The following is a 14,655-nucleotide window of genomic DNA, read 5'->3' on the forward strand; positions in this document are numbered from 1 at the left end:
AATTTGTATGAAAAATGATCCAGCAAGTAGCTAACAAAACGACGAAGCTCGCCCTATTTTGCAAAGTAGTCGACAATTTTGGTGACATTGGCATTTGTTGGCGACTGGCTCGTCAACTTTGCGACGAGCACAAAATTGCAGTCACCCTCTGGGTCGATGATCTGATCAGTTTTCAGAAAATCTGCCCTGAAGTAAAGATCGATCTAAGACAACAATTTGTTCAATCAATTTGCATTCACCATTGGCATAGCCAAGATGAACAATTTCAAACCGAGGAAATTGCAGACATCGTTATTGAATTTTTCGGCTGCGACATCCCTCCCGACTACATTGCAACGATGGCGAAATGTGAGCCAAAACCAGTGTGGATCAATCTGGAGGGATTGACTGCAGAAGAATGGGTGGAAGGCTGCCATACCTTACCCTCGTCACATCCTCAATATCCGTTGACGAAGTATTTCTTTTTTCCGGGCTTTACCTCGAATACAGGTGGACTTTTAAGAGAAAATAATATCGCATCTGATTATGCCGATTTTCAAAAAGACCCAGGTAATCGACTCGCTTTCCTAAGTAGTTTAGGGCTGAGCCATGAAGAAGCTCAGGGATTCACGGTTTCTCTATTTTGCTATCCACATGCACCCGTCGAAGATTTATTGCGTACGTGGGAGGCTTCTGGTGAAACAATCAATTGCTTAATCCCAGTCGGCGTTGCGAAACAAGCGGTACACAACTTTTTGCAAGAGGAAGCGTTAACTGGACTCCGCATTCAACGCGACAATCTCAATCTACGCATCATTCCATTCATTCCGCAGCAAGCTTACGATCAATTATTGTGGAGTTGCGATCTGAATTTTGTTAGAGGTGAAGATTCTTTCGTCCGAGCACAATGGGCACAAACCGCCTTTATTTGGCATATTTATCCGCAAGATGAAAATTTACATCACAAAAAATTACGCGCATTCCTTGCAAAACACTTAGCAACAACCCCTGCAAGCAAGGCATTTTCTCTTGCATGGAACGACGCTTCAGCAAACCCTAACTGGGCCGATTTATGGAAGGAGTTTCGCCAAGACTTGCCTAAAATACGGACCTTAAGTGCGGAGTGGCAAGCTGAAATGCAGGATATTGGTGACATGACATCGAATTTATTGAGCTTCATCAACACGAAACGATAAAAGCCTCCAAAAATAGGTTAAAATGTGCGGTTAATTTTTAATGTATTTTCGATTCAATCAATACTGAGCTTGCAGGGCAATATTTTTAATATTCCAGTAGGCAACAGATGATTTTTAAGCAACCTACTTTTTATTTCAATTACTATGAAACCTGCAAAAGAAATTCGCGTTGGCAACATCATTATGGTCGACAGCAAACCTATGATCGTTCTACGTTCTGACGTCAACGGCTCTAGCCGTACTGGCTTCACTTACAAGTGGAAAATGAAAAACTTGTTGACGAACAGCCCATTGGAAAACGTGTTCCGTGGCGACGACAAATTTGACGTTGTTGTGCTGGATAAAAAACCTGTGACTTACTCCTACTTCGCAGACCCGTTATTCGTATTCATGGATGCGGAATACAATCAGTATGAAATCGAAGAAGAAAACTTGGGCGATGCATTGCACTACTTGAAAGATGGCATGGAATGCGAAGCAGTTTTTTATGATGGCAAAGCTATTTCTGTAGAATTGCCAACAACAATCGCTCGCCAAGTGATCTACTCTGAGCCTGCTGTTAAAGGCAACACTTCTGGCAACGTATTGAAAGAAGCAAAAATCGAAAATGCAATTGAAGCACATTGCCATATCGTGCAAGTACCATTGTTCGTTAGCCAAGACGATATTATCGAAATCGATACACGTACCAACGAATACAAGCGCGTAGTTCGTAACTAATCGACGCTTCGTTCTAAAAAAACGCTGTTAATTTTTTAACGGCGTTTTTTTTCGACTTTTTTTCTAGTTCCACTAATTATTGATTGCTTGGCTTGCCTAAATATTAATCAATCATCAAAACTGACAGGCGACCAAGCCAACAGCACACTAAGTCAAAGAATCGCTGCGAATTCACACTTACACACTTGAAGAATGCCGTGATCTCATCTATTCTTCAGGCAGTTATCGACCCAAAATAACTAATTTCTTTCTCAATAGGAATCATTATGGCGACCGCACCCATCACATCTACAGCCGCAAGAGACCAGATCTTTGCGAATCGAAATGAAGAGCTCAAGTCCTTCGCCCCAAAGAACAAAGTCAACGAGACAGAAGCAATCAAAGCAAAAGAAGCCATCAATAAAGCACAGGAAGTGAAGCAGTCGCAGGAAAATCAAGAACCCAAACAAACGGCAAAACCAGCTCAAGAGCCCAAACCTACACCTGTCGTAAATACTCGAGGAGAAGTCACTGGCGGAACGATTAATACCAGCGCATAAGACTCACTAAGAAATAGTACGCCCCGCTGAATATACAAAAAAGCCCGCTTCACGACCCTCAACATAAGAGATTCCGTGAAGCGGGCTTTGTTTTATTGAAGCACCGTTACAACCACACGGCGAAGGACAATAGCAAGAGCAATAACATCCACAATAGCAAAGCACGCCAAACTAAACCCACAGCACTTTGCAACGCACGCGGACTAGCCTCTACGCCAGGCTGACTTTCCAGCTCCAAGCTATCGACATCGACCGCACTTGCATCCGCATTCAAAACAACTAGTGCTTTGGTTTCCGGCTCTCCCAAACGCACACCAATTGCCCCGCCGCCAGCAGACAAAATAATCCCTAGCAATTCATCACTCCAGCGATTTGCATAATTACGCCAAGAATAAATCGCATCTTCAAAGTTACCAACCACCGCAAACGCCACTGCTGTTAAATGCGCCGGCACCCAATCGATCCAATAGAAGATTTTCTTCGCAAATTGCCCAAACTCCTCATTTTGCATGTGTTCAGGCTCACACCATTCACGCGAAAGAAATTCAGACATGCGATACATCACAGCACAGGCTGGTCCAACTGGCATTAAGAACCAAAAAAACACGCCAAATACATTGCGATGCGAAGCGATCAAAGAACGCTCCACCGCACCACGGGCAATATCGGTTGCGTCCATACCGGAGCAGTCTTTATTAATCCAATCCGATAAATATTTGCGCGCTGCATCTTCATCACCTGCATTTAAGGCAATTTGTATCGACGTGAAATAATGACTGTAACGACGAAAGCCCAAAGTCAGGTATACGATAATGACATTCCAAATAAAAGCCGCAAAAGGATTTAAACGCAAACACAGCCAATACACCAAAGCGGTTGGCAAAGTTAACGCACCGACCACAATAAACCAGCCTGTACGACCGTGATGCGCCTTACCAGCGTTGCACCACGCTTCTACTTTGGCGGCAAAATGCTGCACCTGGGTATACACTGGATTATCCACTCTCAGTGGCTTGAGTTGCTCAATTAAGAGCGCGAAAAGTATGGAGAGAAATGTCATAGCGGGTATTCAAACTTCCCTTTGGGGGATGACTTAGAAAAGATCTCCAGTGTAAACTGATTTGACCCGTTTATGAAGTAGATCACATCCTCATTCTGGGAGATCTGCACGTAAAAAATGGAATAAATTGCGCAGCATGCCAGCGGTTGCTCCCCAGATAAAATATTCCTCATAAGGAATCGCATAGAAACTACGCTTACCTCGGCCATCCGGAAAATCAAATTGACGACGTTGATGATGTCGAGGATCCATTAAAAAACTTAAAGGCACTTCGAAAATAGAGGCAACTTCAAATGGATCTGAGCGAAATTCATAAGGTGGATGTACCAATGCAACCACGGGTGTAACAGAAAATCCTGTGCCAGTCACATAGTTTGGCAAACGCCCCAATACTTCAATCTGCGACTCTGCCAATCCCACCTCTTCCTTCGCTTCACGCAGAGCAGTATGCTCGGCGGAAGTATCCGTTGGATCTACGCGCCCACCTGGAAAACTGATCTGACCAGCGTGATGATGTAGATGCGCAGCTCTCTGGGTCAATAATACTTGCAAACCGTGTTCACGGTTAAGTAATGGCAATAGCACAGATGCAGGCTTAAAATCTATTCCTTGGTACATACTAGATTCGCCCGTATTTTCTGGCGACCAAGACAGTTCCAACTGAAAACGTTGACGCAAAAAATCCAAAGAAATTTTATTTATTGGAAGTGCCGCCTCATCCGCATAGGAATGAATCGCTAAAGATTGTGGATCAAAGTTGAGTATCGCCATTGTTAACGCGATCATGAAAAAGGTTTACAAACAAAAAAGGGATGCCATAGGCACCCCTTTTTTACAATCACAAAACAAACATCGTGTAGATTACACAGCTGCTGCTTTACGATTTGGTAATTTCTCTTTAATACGAGCAGATTTACCAGAACGGTCACGCAAGTAGTACAACTTAGCGCGACGTACGTCACCACGGCGTTTCACTTCGATAGAAGCGATCAATGGTGAGTACAATTGGAATGTACGTTCAACGCCTTCACCGGAAGAAATTTTACGAACGATGAAGTTCGAATTCAAACCACGGTTACGACGAGCGATAACAACGCCTTCGTACGCCTGAGCACGCTTACGTGTACCTTCAACGACATTAACGTTCACAACCACTGTATCGCCAGGTGCGAAGTCAGGGATGTTTTTACCTAAGCGAGCAATTTCTTCTTGCTCTAATGTTTGGATCAAATCCATTTTTTTCACTCCAATTACCATCTTGCTGACGCCTATATTCGCTTGCGCTACTTTGCTCAGTAGAGGATGGGATTAAACATGTGAGCTGATTACTTCTTCAGCCCACGCTAAACACATGCACAATTATCTGCATGCTTACTCGCACAGAAAGTCGCGAATTCTTTACTTAGGATTGAGCGATTTTAAAAACTGCTCATCCGCCTTACTTAGCAAACCCGCTTTGCGCGCTTGCTCAATTAATTCTGGGCGTTTCCGCCAACTTACCAATAAAGATTGCTGACGTCGCCATTTTGCGATCTCTGCGTGATTGCCACCTAACAAGACTGTTGGAACACTTTGCTCTTCAAAAACTTCTGGCCTAGTGTAATGCGGGCAATCCAACAAACCGTTCACAAAACTATCTTCAACTGCAGAGGCTTCATCATGTAAAACGCCAGGTATTTGACGTATCACCGCATCCATCAAAGCCATTGCTGGCAATTCACCACCAGATAATACAAAATCGCCGAGACTAATCTCTTCATCGACTTCACTGTCTAATAAGCGTTGATCGACAGCTTCGTAACGACCACATAACAAGACCAAACCGTCTTGCGCTGCCCACTCCATCACACGCGCGTGATTCAAAGGCTTGCCTTGCGGTGACAAATAAAGCACTTTAGGCTTTACCAATCCTAAGTTTTGCTGGCGCGCTTTTGCTGCATGCAGCGCCATCTGCAACGGCTTAGCCAACATCACCATGCCAGGACCACCGCCATACGGCCTATCATCGACCGTTCTATGTCTGTCTGCGGTGAAATCGCGCGGATTCCAAAACTGCAAAGCACATTTATCTTGCTCAAATGCCCGACGGGTCACACCAGATTGCGTAATCGCGGCAAACATTTCCGGAAACAACGTAATGACATCAAATTGCATTCATTACGCTCCAATAAACGAACATCGATCAATTCCAACAAACTTTGCTTTAATAATCGATGCCCCAGTCAACGATGATTTTTTTCGCTTCGCGATCAACTTCTTTAATGAAGTGATCAACAAAGGGAATTAAGCGTTCATGCTTCATCAATTCAGCTTCAGGCACATCACTGCCCGCGACACGCAAAATGGATTGCGCACCATTGTCCATCATGGCTCGGACAACGCCAAGGTTCTCACCTTGCAAATTCTGAACTGATAGGCCAATCAAATCGACCCAGTAAAACTCGTCTTGCTCTAAAGCAGGAAAAGCTTGGCGTGACACTTTGACGACACATCCTTTCAAAGCTTCCGCAGCAGTGCGATCTGGAACTTGGTCCAGTCTTGCAACGACATCTTCGCCATGTACTTTAGAACTCAAACGCTTGAGCTCGCGCAAACTTGGAACAACTGCAGCTTGTGCTGCACTTTCCAACCAGAACGAAGCCGCATCTAACAAGGCATCTGCTGTCGTCGAGTATGGACGAATTTTCACCCACCCTTGAAGACCAAATGCCCCTGAGACATAGCCAACAATGACCAGATCTTCAGGAGCAGATTGATTTGCAGAGACTTGCACTGCCTGTTTTACATCAATTGAAGCAGACAATTAAGCTGCTTTTTTTGCTACTTGTGCAGCCAAACGAGCAACAGCTGGTGACAATTGTGCACCAACGCCTTGCCAGTAAGCCAAACGATCAGCAGCAATACGAACTTCTTCAGCATTGCCAGTTGCTACTGGATTGTAAAAACCAATGCGCTCGATGAAACGACCATCACGACGATTGCGTGAATCAGCTGCAACGATATTGTAGAAAGGGCGCTTTTTTGCACCACCACGAGCTAAACGAATAACGACCATAATATTTCCAAAAAATTGTCAAAGGACGGAAAAAGCCGCAAATTATAGCCCGTAAAGCAGATTTACCGCAAGAACTATTGAATATTGGCTTTGTAAAACCAAGCATTGTACCCGATTTTTCTTGTCAATTTCTAGCTTCACGCAAGTGAATTTAAATTTCCTTGGCATTTTCCCTTTTTCCTACGATGGGACTGAATGAAATCCAACAATTCCGATAAAATCACTCTCTCCTCTAGAGCATTAAAATTTCAAAATGACAACGAATAAACACAAGAACAAAACACTAGCCGTCCTTATTTGCCTCTTGTTTGGCAGTATTGGCGGACACAGATTTTATTTATACGGCAAACGCGATCAATTTGCATGGCTACATTGCATCACTCTGCCATTGTCATTCTTGCTATCGAAGCTATACTTTAATCTGAATTTCTTCGTCACCTACGGACCGTGGATGCTCTCGTTTCTCATCAGCCTTTTGATGTGTCTCGTACTCGGTCTAAAATCAGATGAGCATTGGGACGCACAATTCAATCCCCATTCTGGTCAGACGAGCGACTCCTCTTGGCCATTAGCACTGTTATTGGTCTTGAGCGTAGGCCTCGGTGCTATTTCACTATTGTTCGTCTTAGCACGTGGGTTTGACTTGCTTTACACTGGTGGTGCGTACGGCTAAGTCCTATCAATCGTACCGATGGGACTAATATAACTGCCTTACAAAAGTTCGGGCTTAGAATCGACGCTCTGATCTTATTAGCGCAACGCCTCAAAAGTAGAATGCAAAAATGGCGCGAGTCTGTCGACATCGCGCCATTTTTTTCGTCATTTAGTGTAGGTCGTTAAAACCACTTACTTTCATTTTGTGACCTCAGTAATACCCAATTTGGGCATTGCCTATTCTCACAACTTAAAACTGCTCATTACCCAAAGCCAACACACCCGCACTGCCGTCAACGATAGAAGAACGCAATCCCGTCGCAGCACTTAGTACATGATCAGCAAAGAATCGTGCTGTCGCCAGTTTGGCTTGATTAAAGCTGGTATCCCCTTCGCCCGCTTGCAATTTTTGCTGTGCGATTTTCGCGGCGCGAGCTAATTGCCAGCCACCGAACACGACACCAGCTAATTTCAAGTAAGGTACACTTCCTGAAAATACCGCTTTGATGTCTGACTTAAAGTTGGCAACCACGAAGTTGACCACCTCATCCAATGCCGTTGCGCCGAGCGCCAATTGCTTAGCGATAGCCTGCAAATCGACATTACTGCTTGCAGCCAATTCTGCTTGCGTTGCACGAATTTGTGCGATGAAGTTTTTAGCAACCGCACCGCCATCACGTGCTGTTTTACGGCCGACTAAATCATTCGCCTGAATCGCCGTTGTACCTTCGTAAATCGTCAGAATCTGTGCGTCACGATAGTATTGCGCTGCACCTGTTTCTTCAATAAAGCCCATACCACCATGCACTTGCACGCCCGTTGATGTCACATGCAAAGACATCTCGGTCGACCAACCTTTAACGATAGGTACCAAATATTCGTAGGCAGCTTGATTTTGTTTGCGTACCACTTCATCTCTCGCATGATGCGCTTTGTCACTCATCGCCGCAGCGACATAAGCCAAAGCACGTGCGCCTTCAATTTGCGCGCGCATGGACATCAACATACGACGCACGTCTGGGTGATTAATAATTGCAACAGGACCTGGAGAACCAGCCAAGTCACGTGATTGCACGCGATCTTTGGCATAAGACACCGCTTTTTGATAAGCACGTTCTGCCACCGCAATACCTTGCATACCAACGCCAAAGCGTGCGGCATTCATCATGATGAACATGTATTCGAGGCCGCGGTTTTCTTCGCCCACTAAAGTACCAATCGCGCCGCCATTATCACCAAATTGCAATACACAAGTTGGGCTGGCTTTGATACCAAGTTTATGTTCAATAGAGACACAATGCGCATCGTTACGCGCACCTAAACTACCGTCAGCATTGACCAAGAATTTCGGCACGATAAACAGGGAGATACCTTTGACGCCTTCTGGCGCATCTGGCGTGCGAGCCAATACCAAGTGCACGATATTTTCTGCCATATCGTGTTCACCATAAGTGATGAAAATCTTCGTACCGAAAACTTTATACGTGCCATCACCTTGTGGCACGGCGCGTGTACGCACCATCGCCAAATCAGAACCAGCCTGCGGCTCAGTCAAATTCATCGTACCTGTCCACTTACCAGACACCAAGTTTTCAAGGTAAGTTGCTTTGTCGGCCTCACTACCTGCTGTCAACAAAGCTTCGATCGCGCCATCGCTCAACAAGGGGCACAAAGCAAACGACAAATTCGCTGCATGCAACATTTCTATGCACGGTGTCGCCACCAATTTTGGCAGGCCTTGGCCACCGAATTCTGTAGGATGCTGCACACCTTGCCAGCCGGCTTCGGCAAACATCTTAAATGCTTCTTTAAAGCCTTTAGTCGTAAATACCTGGCCGTCTTTCCAATAGCTTGGCTCTTGATCGCCCGCCCAGTTCAATGGGGCAATGACTTCACTGGTAAAGCGTGCGTTTTCTTCGAGTACCGCTTCTACGGTTTCAATCGTCGCGTCTTCGCAGCCAGGCAAGGCATTTACTTCATTTAAGCCAGCCAATTCGTTCATCACGAACAGCATGTCTTTAATTGGCGCTACATAACTCATACAGTCTCCAATATTTCAAATCATTCTTTTGCTCAGATAACCAAAGGGCGCAGAGAATTCGGATGATTTCCCTGCGCCCTCTACGATCGATGATTCTCGCGAATCGAAAATCAACACATCAATGTGTAGCTAGCGCTTAGCCTAACTCTGTCACCAACTGTGGCACGATTTCGAACAGATCGCCGACGATACCGTAATCGGCAACAGAGAAAATTGGCGCTTCTGGATCTTTGTTGATTGCCACGATGGTTTTAGAATCTTTCATACCAGCCAAATGCTGGATCGCGCCTGAAATACCAACCGCGATGTACAGCGTTGGTGCAACGATCTTACCTGTTTGACCGACTTGCCAATCGTTAGGCACATAGCCAGCGTCCACCGCCGCGCGAGATGCACCCATCGCTGCGCCGAGTTTGTCTGCCAATGGCTCCAGCACTTTGAATGCGTCGGCAGAACCCATACCGCGACCACCAGAAACGATAACTTTTGCCGCTGTCAATTCTGGACGATCAGATTTTGCAACTTCACGAGAAACGAAGGCAGACTTACCGCTATCGGCTACCGCAGCCACAGATTCCACCGCTGCAGAACCACCTGTTGCAGCTGCATCAAAACCAGTTGTACGAACTGTGATTACTTTGATGGAATCTGTCGATTGCACAGTAGCGATCGCGTTACCAGCATAGATTGGACGTTCAAATGTATCAGCAGATTCCACTTTCGTGATTTCGGAGATTTGCGCGACGTCGAGTTTGGCTGCAACGCGTGGCAAAATGTTTTTGCCATAGGCGGTTGCTGGCGCCAAGATGTGTGTATAGCCAGACGCAATCGTCAAGACTTGCTCAGCGACGTTTTCTGCCAAGCCTTCAGCGAAATATGCTGCGTCTGCGTGCAGAACTTTACTCACGCCTGCAATTTGTGCAGCCGCTTGCGCAGCAGCGCCCGCATTGTGACCAGCAACTAATACATGTACGTCACCACCGCATTTCGCAGCAGCAGTAACTGTGTTCAAGGTACTTCCCTTCAAGGAAGCATTATCGTGTTCAGCGATGACGAGTGTAGTCATGATGTTTTCCACTAGTTTCCGCAAATTCACAAATGAATTTGCTTAAAAATTTGATTGAAATGAATAAGGAAAAAGTTTTCAAATAAAAAATTTAGCCAATCACTTTGGCTTCGTTTTTCAATTTGCTGACTAAAGTCGCAACGTCAGGCACGATAATGCCGGCAGAACGTTTTGCTGGCTCTGCGACTTTCAAAGTCTTGATGCGAGAAGTCACGTCCACACCCAAATCGGCGGGCTTAACGTTATCCAAAGTTTTCTTTTTCGCTTTCATGATGTTTGGCAAAGTCACATAGCGTGGCTCATTCAAACGCAAATCCGTCGTGATGATTGCTGGCAAAGTCAGGCTCAAAGTTTCCAAGCCGCCATCCACTTCGCGTGTCACTGTCGCCTTACCGTCTGCGACCACGACTTTAGAAGCGAAAGTCGCTTGTGGCCAGCCCAACAAGGCCGCCAACATTTGACCAGTTTGATTGCAATCATCATCGATTGCTTGCTTGCCCAATATGATCAATTGTGGTTGCTCTTTGTCAGCCAAAGCTTTCAATAGCTTTGCAACTGCCAATGGTTGCAACTCTTCATCCGTTTCAACCAAAATACCGCGATCAGCACCGATCGCCATCGCTGTACGCAAGGTTTCTTGGCATTGCGCAACACCGCAAGAAACAGCGACAACTTCCGTGACTGCACCAGCTTCTTTTAAGCGGGTCGCTTCTTCCACTGCGATTTCATCGAATGGATTCATAGACATTTTGACGTTCGCTACATCAACGCCAGAACCATCGGATTTGACGCGGACTTTAACGTTATAGTCAACCACGCGCTTAACTGGTACTAAGACTTTCATAGTTTTGCCTTTACTGTGCTTACTAGGATAAAAAACGGATAATAAAACAAAAAAATTCTGCTGCAGGTTCACATTTGAATTGCATGAAACCATATGCAAATAAATTCAAATTGACGTAAACGTAAACCATCTGATTATAGATGTTAACAGGAAACGCGTCTGCTTTTTTAGAACGTTCGTTCTTTTTTATAAAAACCGATGAATTACTCTATGAAATAATCTGATTTCGATAAAAAAAAACCACAAAAACATTTGTGGTTTTTATATTTTTTAAGAAATATCGCGACGACTTGTCACAAAATTCAGTACAAAAATTGTCAGTATCGAACTATCAAAGCGATCCTAGCTTAAACTCTATTTGCGCTTCAAGAAATATTCAAATTCATTGCTTACTTCTAGATGCGACAGTAATTCATTGCCAGTTTGTTTTGAAAAAGCCTTAAAGTCGCGCACTGAACCAGGATCAGTTGCAATAACGCGCAAAACTTCACCCGTAATCATTTCTGACAATGCCTTTTTAGCCTTTAAGATTGGAAGCGGGCAATTGAGGCCACGTGCGTCCAGTTCTCTATTAAATTGCATAATTTTCCTTGAGGCAAGAAAATAAATTAAACCTATTTTTCAATAAACCAGCCAACTGCTTAAATCCGTTTGCTGAAACATTATGCAGGGAATTCTACCGCAATTTTCATTTTTTTGTGCAACGCAACAAGCAAAATCACTTTTTCTTTCGTCAAATACGACTTCAGAAAAATTTTATACAACGAAAGAATATATCTTTCCCTTATTACAACGAAGGAGTCACAAAAAACCGATCCCTCGTTGGCACGCACTTAAAACCAGACTCTTACTATAGCTTTGCACTCAACCAAGCTGGCACCGCTGCCAGGGCAACAGGCAAGCCTTCCGGATTAGTACCTCCGGCCTGCGCCATGTCAGGACGACCGCCACCTTTACCACCGACTTGTTGTGCAACAAAGTTCACCAGATCACCGGCTTTGACTTTGGAAGTGCAATCGGCACTCACACCAGCCGTTAAACTCACCTTGCCATCAATCACAGACGCCAATACAACGACCGCCGTTTTTAATTGATCTTTCAGGCGTGTAACAGAATCGCGCAAAGCATTCGCATCAGCACCATCTAAAGTCGCTACTAAAACTTTTACGCCATTGATATCCTGCGCTTGCGACAACATCGCATCAGCTTGATTCGCAGCTAATTTTGATTTCAATGCAGCGACTTCTTTTTCCAACGACTTCATTTGTTCTTGCCATTGGTTTAAGCGCGCAGCGATATCTTCTGGCTGCACTTTCATCGTTGCCGCTACTTGGCTGATGCTCGCGTCCATGTTTTGGACCAAATTAAACGCCACTTCGCCCGTCACTGCCTCGACACGACGAATGCCGGCCGCAATACCGCCTTCGCCAACAATCTTAAATAAACCAATATCACCAGTACGATGCACGTGCACACCGCCGCACAACTCGCGTGAGGTACCTATATCTAACACACGCACCTCATCGCCATATTTTTCACCGAACAAAGCCATTGCACCGTGTTTTACCGCATCATCAAACGACATCAATTGCGCTTGCGTCGCCACGTTCGCCAAGATTTCTCGATTGACGATCGTTTCAACCTGACGAATTTCTTCGGCAGTCATCGGGGCATTATGGCTAAAGTCGAAACGTGTTTTTTCGGCATCAACCAAAGACCCTTTTTGTGCCACATGCGCGCCCAATACTTCGCGCAAAGCTTTGTGCATCAAATGTGTTGCGGAGTGATTACGAATCGTATGAGTGCGCATTACTTTGTTGACTTGTGCGCTGACGGCATCGCCAACCGCCAAACTACCTGCACTCAAAGTGCCATGATGACCAAATACATCAGCTTGAATTTTCTGTGTATCGACAACCTCGAAACTAACACCACTTGCTGTTTGCAACACACCGGCATCACCACATTGACCGCCTGATTCTGCGTAGAACGGTGTCACATCCAAGACCACGATCGCCGCTTGGTTCGCTTCAATTTTTTGTACCGCTGCACCATCGACATACAAAGCAATCACTTTACTGTCGTAGCTCAATTGCTCGTAACCGACAAACTTCGATTTCGCACCGTTATACTCAATTGCTGTGTTCATTTTGAACTTGCCAGCCGCACGTGCCATTTGTTTTTGGTTCGCCATCGCTGCGTCGAAACCTGCTTCATCGAGCACCACACCACGTTCGCGGCAGATGTCGGCAGTTAAATCCAATGGGAAACCGTAGGTATCATACAAAGTGAAAGCTGTGGTGCCGTCGAGGTTTTTGCTGTCTTTTGCCAGTGCCGCTTCCAAGATCTTCATGCCGTGTTCCAGCGTTTCGCCGAAGCGCTCTTCTTCTTGCTTGATGACTTGTGCAACACGTTCACCGGCTTCCGCCAATTCAGGATAAGCCACACCCATTTCTTTGACCAAATCAGCAACCAGCTTGTAGAAGAATGGCTTGGTTTGGCCGAGCTTGTGTCCGTGACGCAAAGCGCGACGTGTGATACGGCGCAGTACATAGCCACGACCTTCGTTACCCGGAATGATGCCGTCAACAATCAAGAAACCTGCGCAGCGAATATGATCAGCGATCACTTTCAAAGAGTTATTGTTCAAATCAGCGCAACCGGTTTCACGCGCTGCTGCTTTGATTAAAGCCTGGAAAGTATCGATTTCGTAGTTGGAATGCACATGCTGCAAGACCGCTGCAATACGTTCCAAGCCCATGCCCGTGTCGACGCATGGTTTTGGCAATGGATGCAAGACGCCTTGTTCATCTTTATTGAACTGCATGAAAACGAGGTTCCATACTTCGATAAAGCGATCACCGTTTTCCTCAGGAGAACCTGGAGGACCACCCCAGATTTCTGGACCGTGGTCATAGAAAATTTCACTGCAAGGCCCACAAGGACCGGTGTCTGCCATTTGCCAAAAGTTATCCGATGCGTAACGCGCACCTTTGTTATCGCCGATACGGATAATGCGCTCGACTGGCACACCAATCTCATCTTTCCAGATGTTGTAGGCTTCATCGTCTTCTTGGTAGACCGTGACCGTCAATTTGTCTTTTGGCAAACCGTAGACGACGGTCAACAATTCCCATGCATAGTTGATCGCATCACGTTTGAAGTAATCACCAAACGAGAAGTTACCCAACATTTCAAAGAAAGTGTGATGACGCGCGGTATAACCTACGTTTTCCAAATCGTTGTGCTTACCGCCAGCACGCACACTGCGCTGCGCTGTGGTTGCACGGCTATAGTTACGCTTATCTTGACCCAAGAACACGTCTTTAAACTGCACCATACCGGAGTTGGTAAACAACAAAGTCGGGTCATTGCCAGGGATTAAACTGGAAGAACGGACGATGCTATGCCCTTTGGATTCAAAGAATTTAAGGAATTTTTCGCGAATTTCTGACGAGTTCATAGGTTTTATAAAGGTAAAGGTCGTGCAAAAAGTAAGAG

The 14,655-nt window shown here is 45.4% G+C and carries 15 protein-coding genes; 4 read left to right on the forward strand and 11 right to left on the reverse strand.

The window, feature by feature from the left end:
* The first annotated feature begins 14 nt into the window (after positions 1 to 14).
* The 3 genes from earP to KDM90_RS04655 all read left to right on the forward strand — a co-directional run bounded on the left by earP (position 15) and on the right by KDM90_RS04655 (position 2,434).
* Positions 15 to 1,175, forward strand: coding sequence for an elongation factor P maturation arginine rhamnosyltransferase EarP (earP, locus tag KDM90_RS04645; protein ID WP_212674376.1), 1,161 nt, complete (start codon positions 15 to 17; stop codon positions 1,173 to 1,175).
* A gap of 144 nt (positions 1,176 to 1,319) precedes the next feature.
* On the forward strand, positions 1,320 to 1,895 hold the full coding sequence (locus KDM90_RS04650; protein WP_189344834.1) for an elongation factor P: 576 nt from the start codon (positions 1,320 to 1,322) through the stop codon (positions 1,893 to 1,895).
* Positions 1,896 to 2,161: 266 nt separating this feature from the next.
* Positions 2,162 to 2,434, forward strand: coding sequence for a hypothetical protein (locus tag KDM90_RS04655; RefSeq protein ID WP_212674377.1), 273 nt, complete (start codon positions 2,162 to 2,164; stop codon positions 2,432 to 2,434).
* A 106-nt stretch (positions 2,435 to 2,540) separates the two neighbouring features.
* Here KDM90_RS04655 and KDM90_RS04660 read toward each other — a convergent pair whose 3' ends face one another.
* From KDM90_RS04660 to rpsP, 6 genes are all read right to left on the reverse strand, one after another.
* Complete coding sequence (locus KDM90_RS04660; protein WP_212674378.1) at positions 2,541 to 3,494, reverse strand: CobD/CbiB family protein; 954 nt, start codon at positions 3,492 to 3,494, stop codon at positions 2,541 to 2,543.
* Between the two features lie 90 nt (positions 3,495 to 3,584).
* A complete protein-coding gene (locus KDM90_RS04665; RefSeq protein WP_212674379.1) occupies positions 3,585 to 4,265 on the reverse strand; it encodes a CoA pyrophosphatase in 681 nt (226 codons plus the stop codon).
* Between the two features lie 90 nt (positions 4,266 to 4,355).
* Complete coding sequence (rplS, locus tag KDM90_RS04670) at positions 4,356 to 4,730, reverse strand: 50S ribosomal protein L19 (RefSeq protein WP_212674380.1); 375 nt, start codon at positions 4,728 to 4,730, stop codon at positions 4,356 to 4,358.
* A gap of 162 nt (positions 4,731 to 4,892) precedes the next feature.
* Positions 4,893 to 5,648: a tRNA (guanosine(37)-N1)-methyltransferase TrmD gene (gene trmD, locus KDM90_RS04675; RefSeq protein WP_212674381.1), complete on the reverse strand. Its 756-nt coding sequence runs from the start codon at positions 5,646 to 5,648 to the stop codon at positions 4,893 to 4,895.
* A gap of 49 nt (positions 5,649 to 5,697) precedes the next feature.
* Positions 5,698 to 6,297, reverse strand: a complete 600-nt coding sequence (rimM, locus tag KDM90_RS04680) for a ribosome maturation factor RimM (RefSeq protein WP_212674382.1) — start codon at positions 6,295 to 6,297, stop codon at positions 5,698 to 5,700.
* Complete coding sequence (gene rpsP, locus KDM90_RS04685) at positions 6,298 to 6,549, reverse strand: 30S ribosomal protein S16 (RefSeq protein WP_212674383.1); 252 nt, start codon at positions 6,547 to 6,549, stop codon at positions 6,298 to 6,300.
* 253 nt (positions 6,550 to 6,802) lie between these two features.
* On the opposite strand from rpsP, the gene KDM90_RS04690 reads away from it, so the two are divergent.
* Positions 6,803 to 7,222 (forward strand): NINE protein, encoded by a 420-nt coding sequence (locus tag KDM90_RS04690; protein WP_212674384.1) that lies wholly within the window; start codon positions 6,803 to 6,805, stop codon positions 7,220 to 7,222.
* A 231-nt stretch (positions 7,223 to 7,453) separates the two neighbouring features.
* Here KDM90_RS04690 and KDM90_RS04695 read toward each other — a convergent pair whose 3' ends face one another.
* The 5 genes from KDM90_RS04695 to alaS form a co-directional block, all read right to left on the reverse strand.
* Entirely contained in the window at positions 7,454 to 9,244 is a 1,791-nt protein-coding gene (locus tag KDM90_RS04695; protein WP_212674385.1) for an acyl-CoA dehydrogenase, read from the reverse strand.
* A 136-nt stretch (positions 9,245 to 9,380) separates the two neighbouring features.
* Complete coding sequence (locus KDM90_RS04700; protein WP_212674386.1) at positions 9,381 to 10,310, reverse strand: electron transfer flavoprotein subunit alpha/FixB family protein; 930 nt, start codon at positions 10,308 to 10,310, stop codon at positions 9,381 to 9,383.
* 91 nt (positions 10,311 to 10,401) lie between these two features.
* Positions 10,402 to 11,154, reverse strand: coding sequence for an electron transfer flavoprotein subunit beta/FixA family protein (locus KDM90_RS04705; protein WP_212674387.1), 753 nt, complete (start codon positions 11,152 to 11,154; stop codon positions 10,402 to 10,404).
* A 354-nt stretch (positions 11,155 to 11,508) separates the two neighbouring features.
* Positions 11,509 to 11,736: a sulfurtransferase TusA family protein gene (locus tag KDM90_RS04710; RefSeq protein ID WP_212674388.1), complete on the reverse strand. Its 228-nt coding sequence runs from the start codon at positions 11,734 to 11,736 to the stop codon at positions 11,509 to 11,511.
* A 268-nt stretch (positions 11,737 to 12,004) separates the two neighbouring features.
* Complete coding sequence (alaS, locus tag KDM90_RS04715) at positions 12,005 to 14,617, reverse strand: alanine--tRNA ligase (RefSeq protein WP_212674389.1); 2,613 nt, start codon at positions 14,615 to 14,617, stop codon at positions 12,005 to 12,007.
* Positions 14,618 to 14,655: the final 38 nt, after the last annotated feature.

The sequence above is a fragment of the Affinundibacterium fentianense genome, from assembly GCF_018139545.1.
In the GTDB taxonomy this organism is placed as follows: Bacteria; Pseudomonadota; Gammaproteobacteria; order Burkholderiales; family Burkholderiaceae_D; genus Undibacterium; species Undibacterium fentianense.

What these genes read in the sequence shown, in the direction of transcription:
- rplS (WP_212674380.1), bottom strand. Translation starts at nt 4,730, where the DNA reads ATGGATTTGATCCAAACATTAGAGCAAGAAGAAATTGCTCGCTTAGGT.
- KDM90_RS04700 (WP_212674386.1), bottom strand. Translation starts at nt 10,310, where the DNA reads ATGACTACACTCGTCATCGCTGAACACGATAATGCTTCCTTGAAGGGA.
- KDM90_RS04660 (WP_212674378.1), bottom strand. Translation starts at nt 3,494, where the DNA reads ATGACATTTCTCTCCATACTTTTCGCGCTCTTAATTGAGCAACTCAAG.
- earP (WP_212674376.1), top strand. Translation starts at nt 15, where the DNA reads ATGATCCAGCAAGTAGCTAACAAAACGACGAAGCTCGCCCTATTTTGC.
- trmD (WP_212674381.1), bottom strand. Translation starts at nt 5,648, where the DNA reads ATGCAATTTGATGTCATTACGTTGTTTCCGGAAATGTTTGCCGCGATT.
- KDM90_RS04665 (WP_212674379.1), bottom strand. Translation starts at nt 4,265, where the DNA reads ATGGCGATACTCAACTTTGATCCACAATCTTTAGCGATTCATTCCTAT.
- KDM90_RS04705 (WP_212674387.1), bottom strand. Translation starts at nt 11,154, where the DNA reads ATGAAAGTCTTAGTACCAGTTAAGCGCGTGGTTGACTATAACGTTAAA.
- KDM90_RS04690 (WP_212674384.1), top strand. Translation starts at nt 6,803, where the DNA reads ATGACAACGAATAAACACAAGAACAAAACACTAGCCGTCCTTATTTGC.
- KDM90_RS04655 (WP_212674377.1), top strand. Translation starts at nt 2,162, where the DNA reads ATGGCGACCGCACCCATCACATCTACAGCCGCAAGAGACCAGATCTTT.
- rpsP (WP_212674383.1), bottom strand. Translation starts at nt 6,549, where the DNA reads ATGGTCGTTATTCGTTTAGCTCGTGGTGGTGCAAAAAAGCGCCCTTTC.
- KDM90_RS04695 (WP_212674385.1), bottom strand. Translation starts at nt 9,244, where the DNA reads ATGAGTTATGTAGCGCCAATTAAAGACATGCTGTTCGTGATGAACGAA.
- alaS (WP_212674389.1), bottom strand. Translation starts at nt 14,617, where the DNA reads ATGAACTCGTCAGAAATTCGCGAAAAATTCCTTAAATTCTTTGAATCC.
- KDM90_RS04650 (WP_189344834.1), top strand. Translation starts at nt 1,320, where the DNA reads ATGAAACCTGCAAAAGAAATTCGCGTTGGCAACATCATTATGGTCGAC.
- KDM90_RS04710 (WP_212674388.1), bottom strand. Translation starts at nt 11,736, where the DNA reads ATGCAATTTAATAGAGAACTGGACGCACGTGGCCTCAATTGCCCGCTT.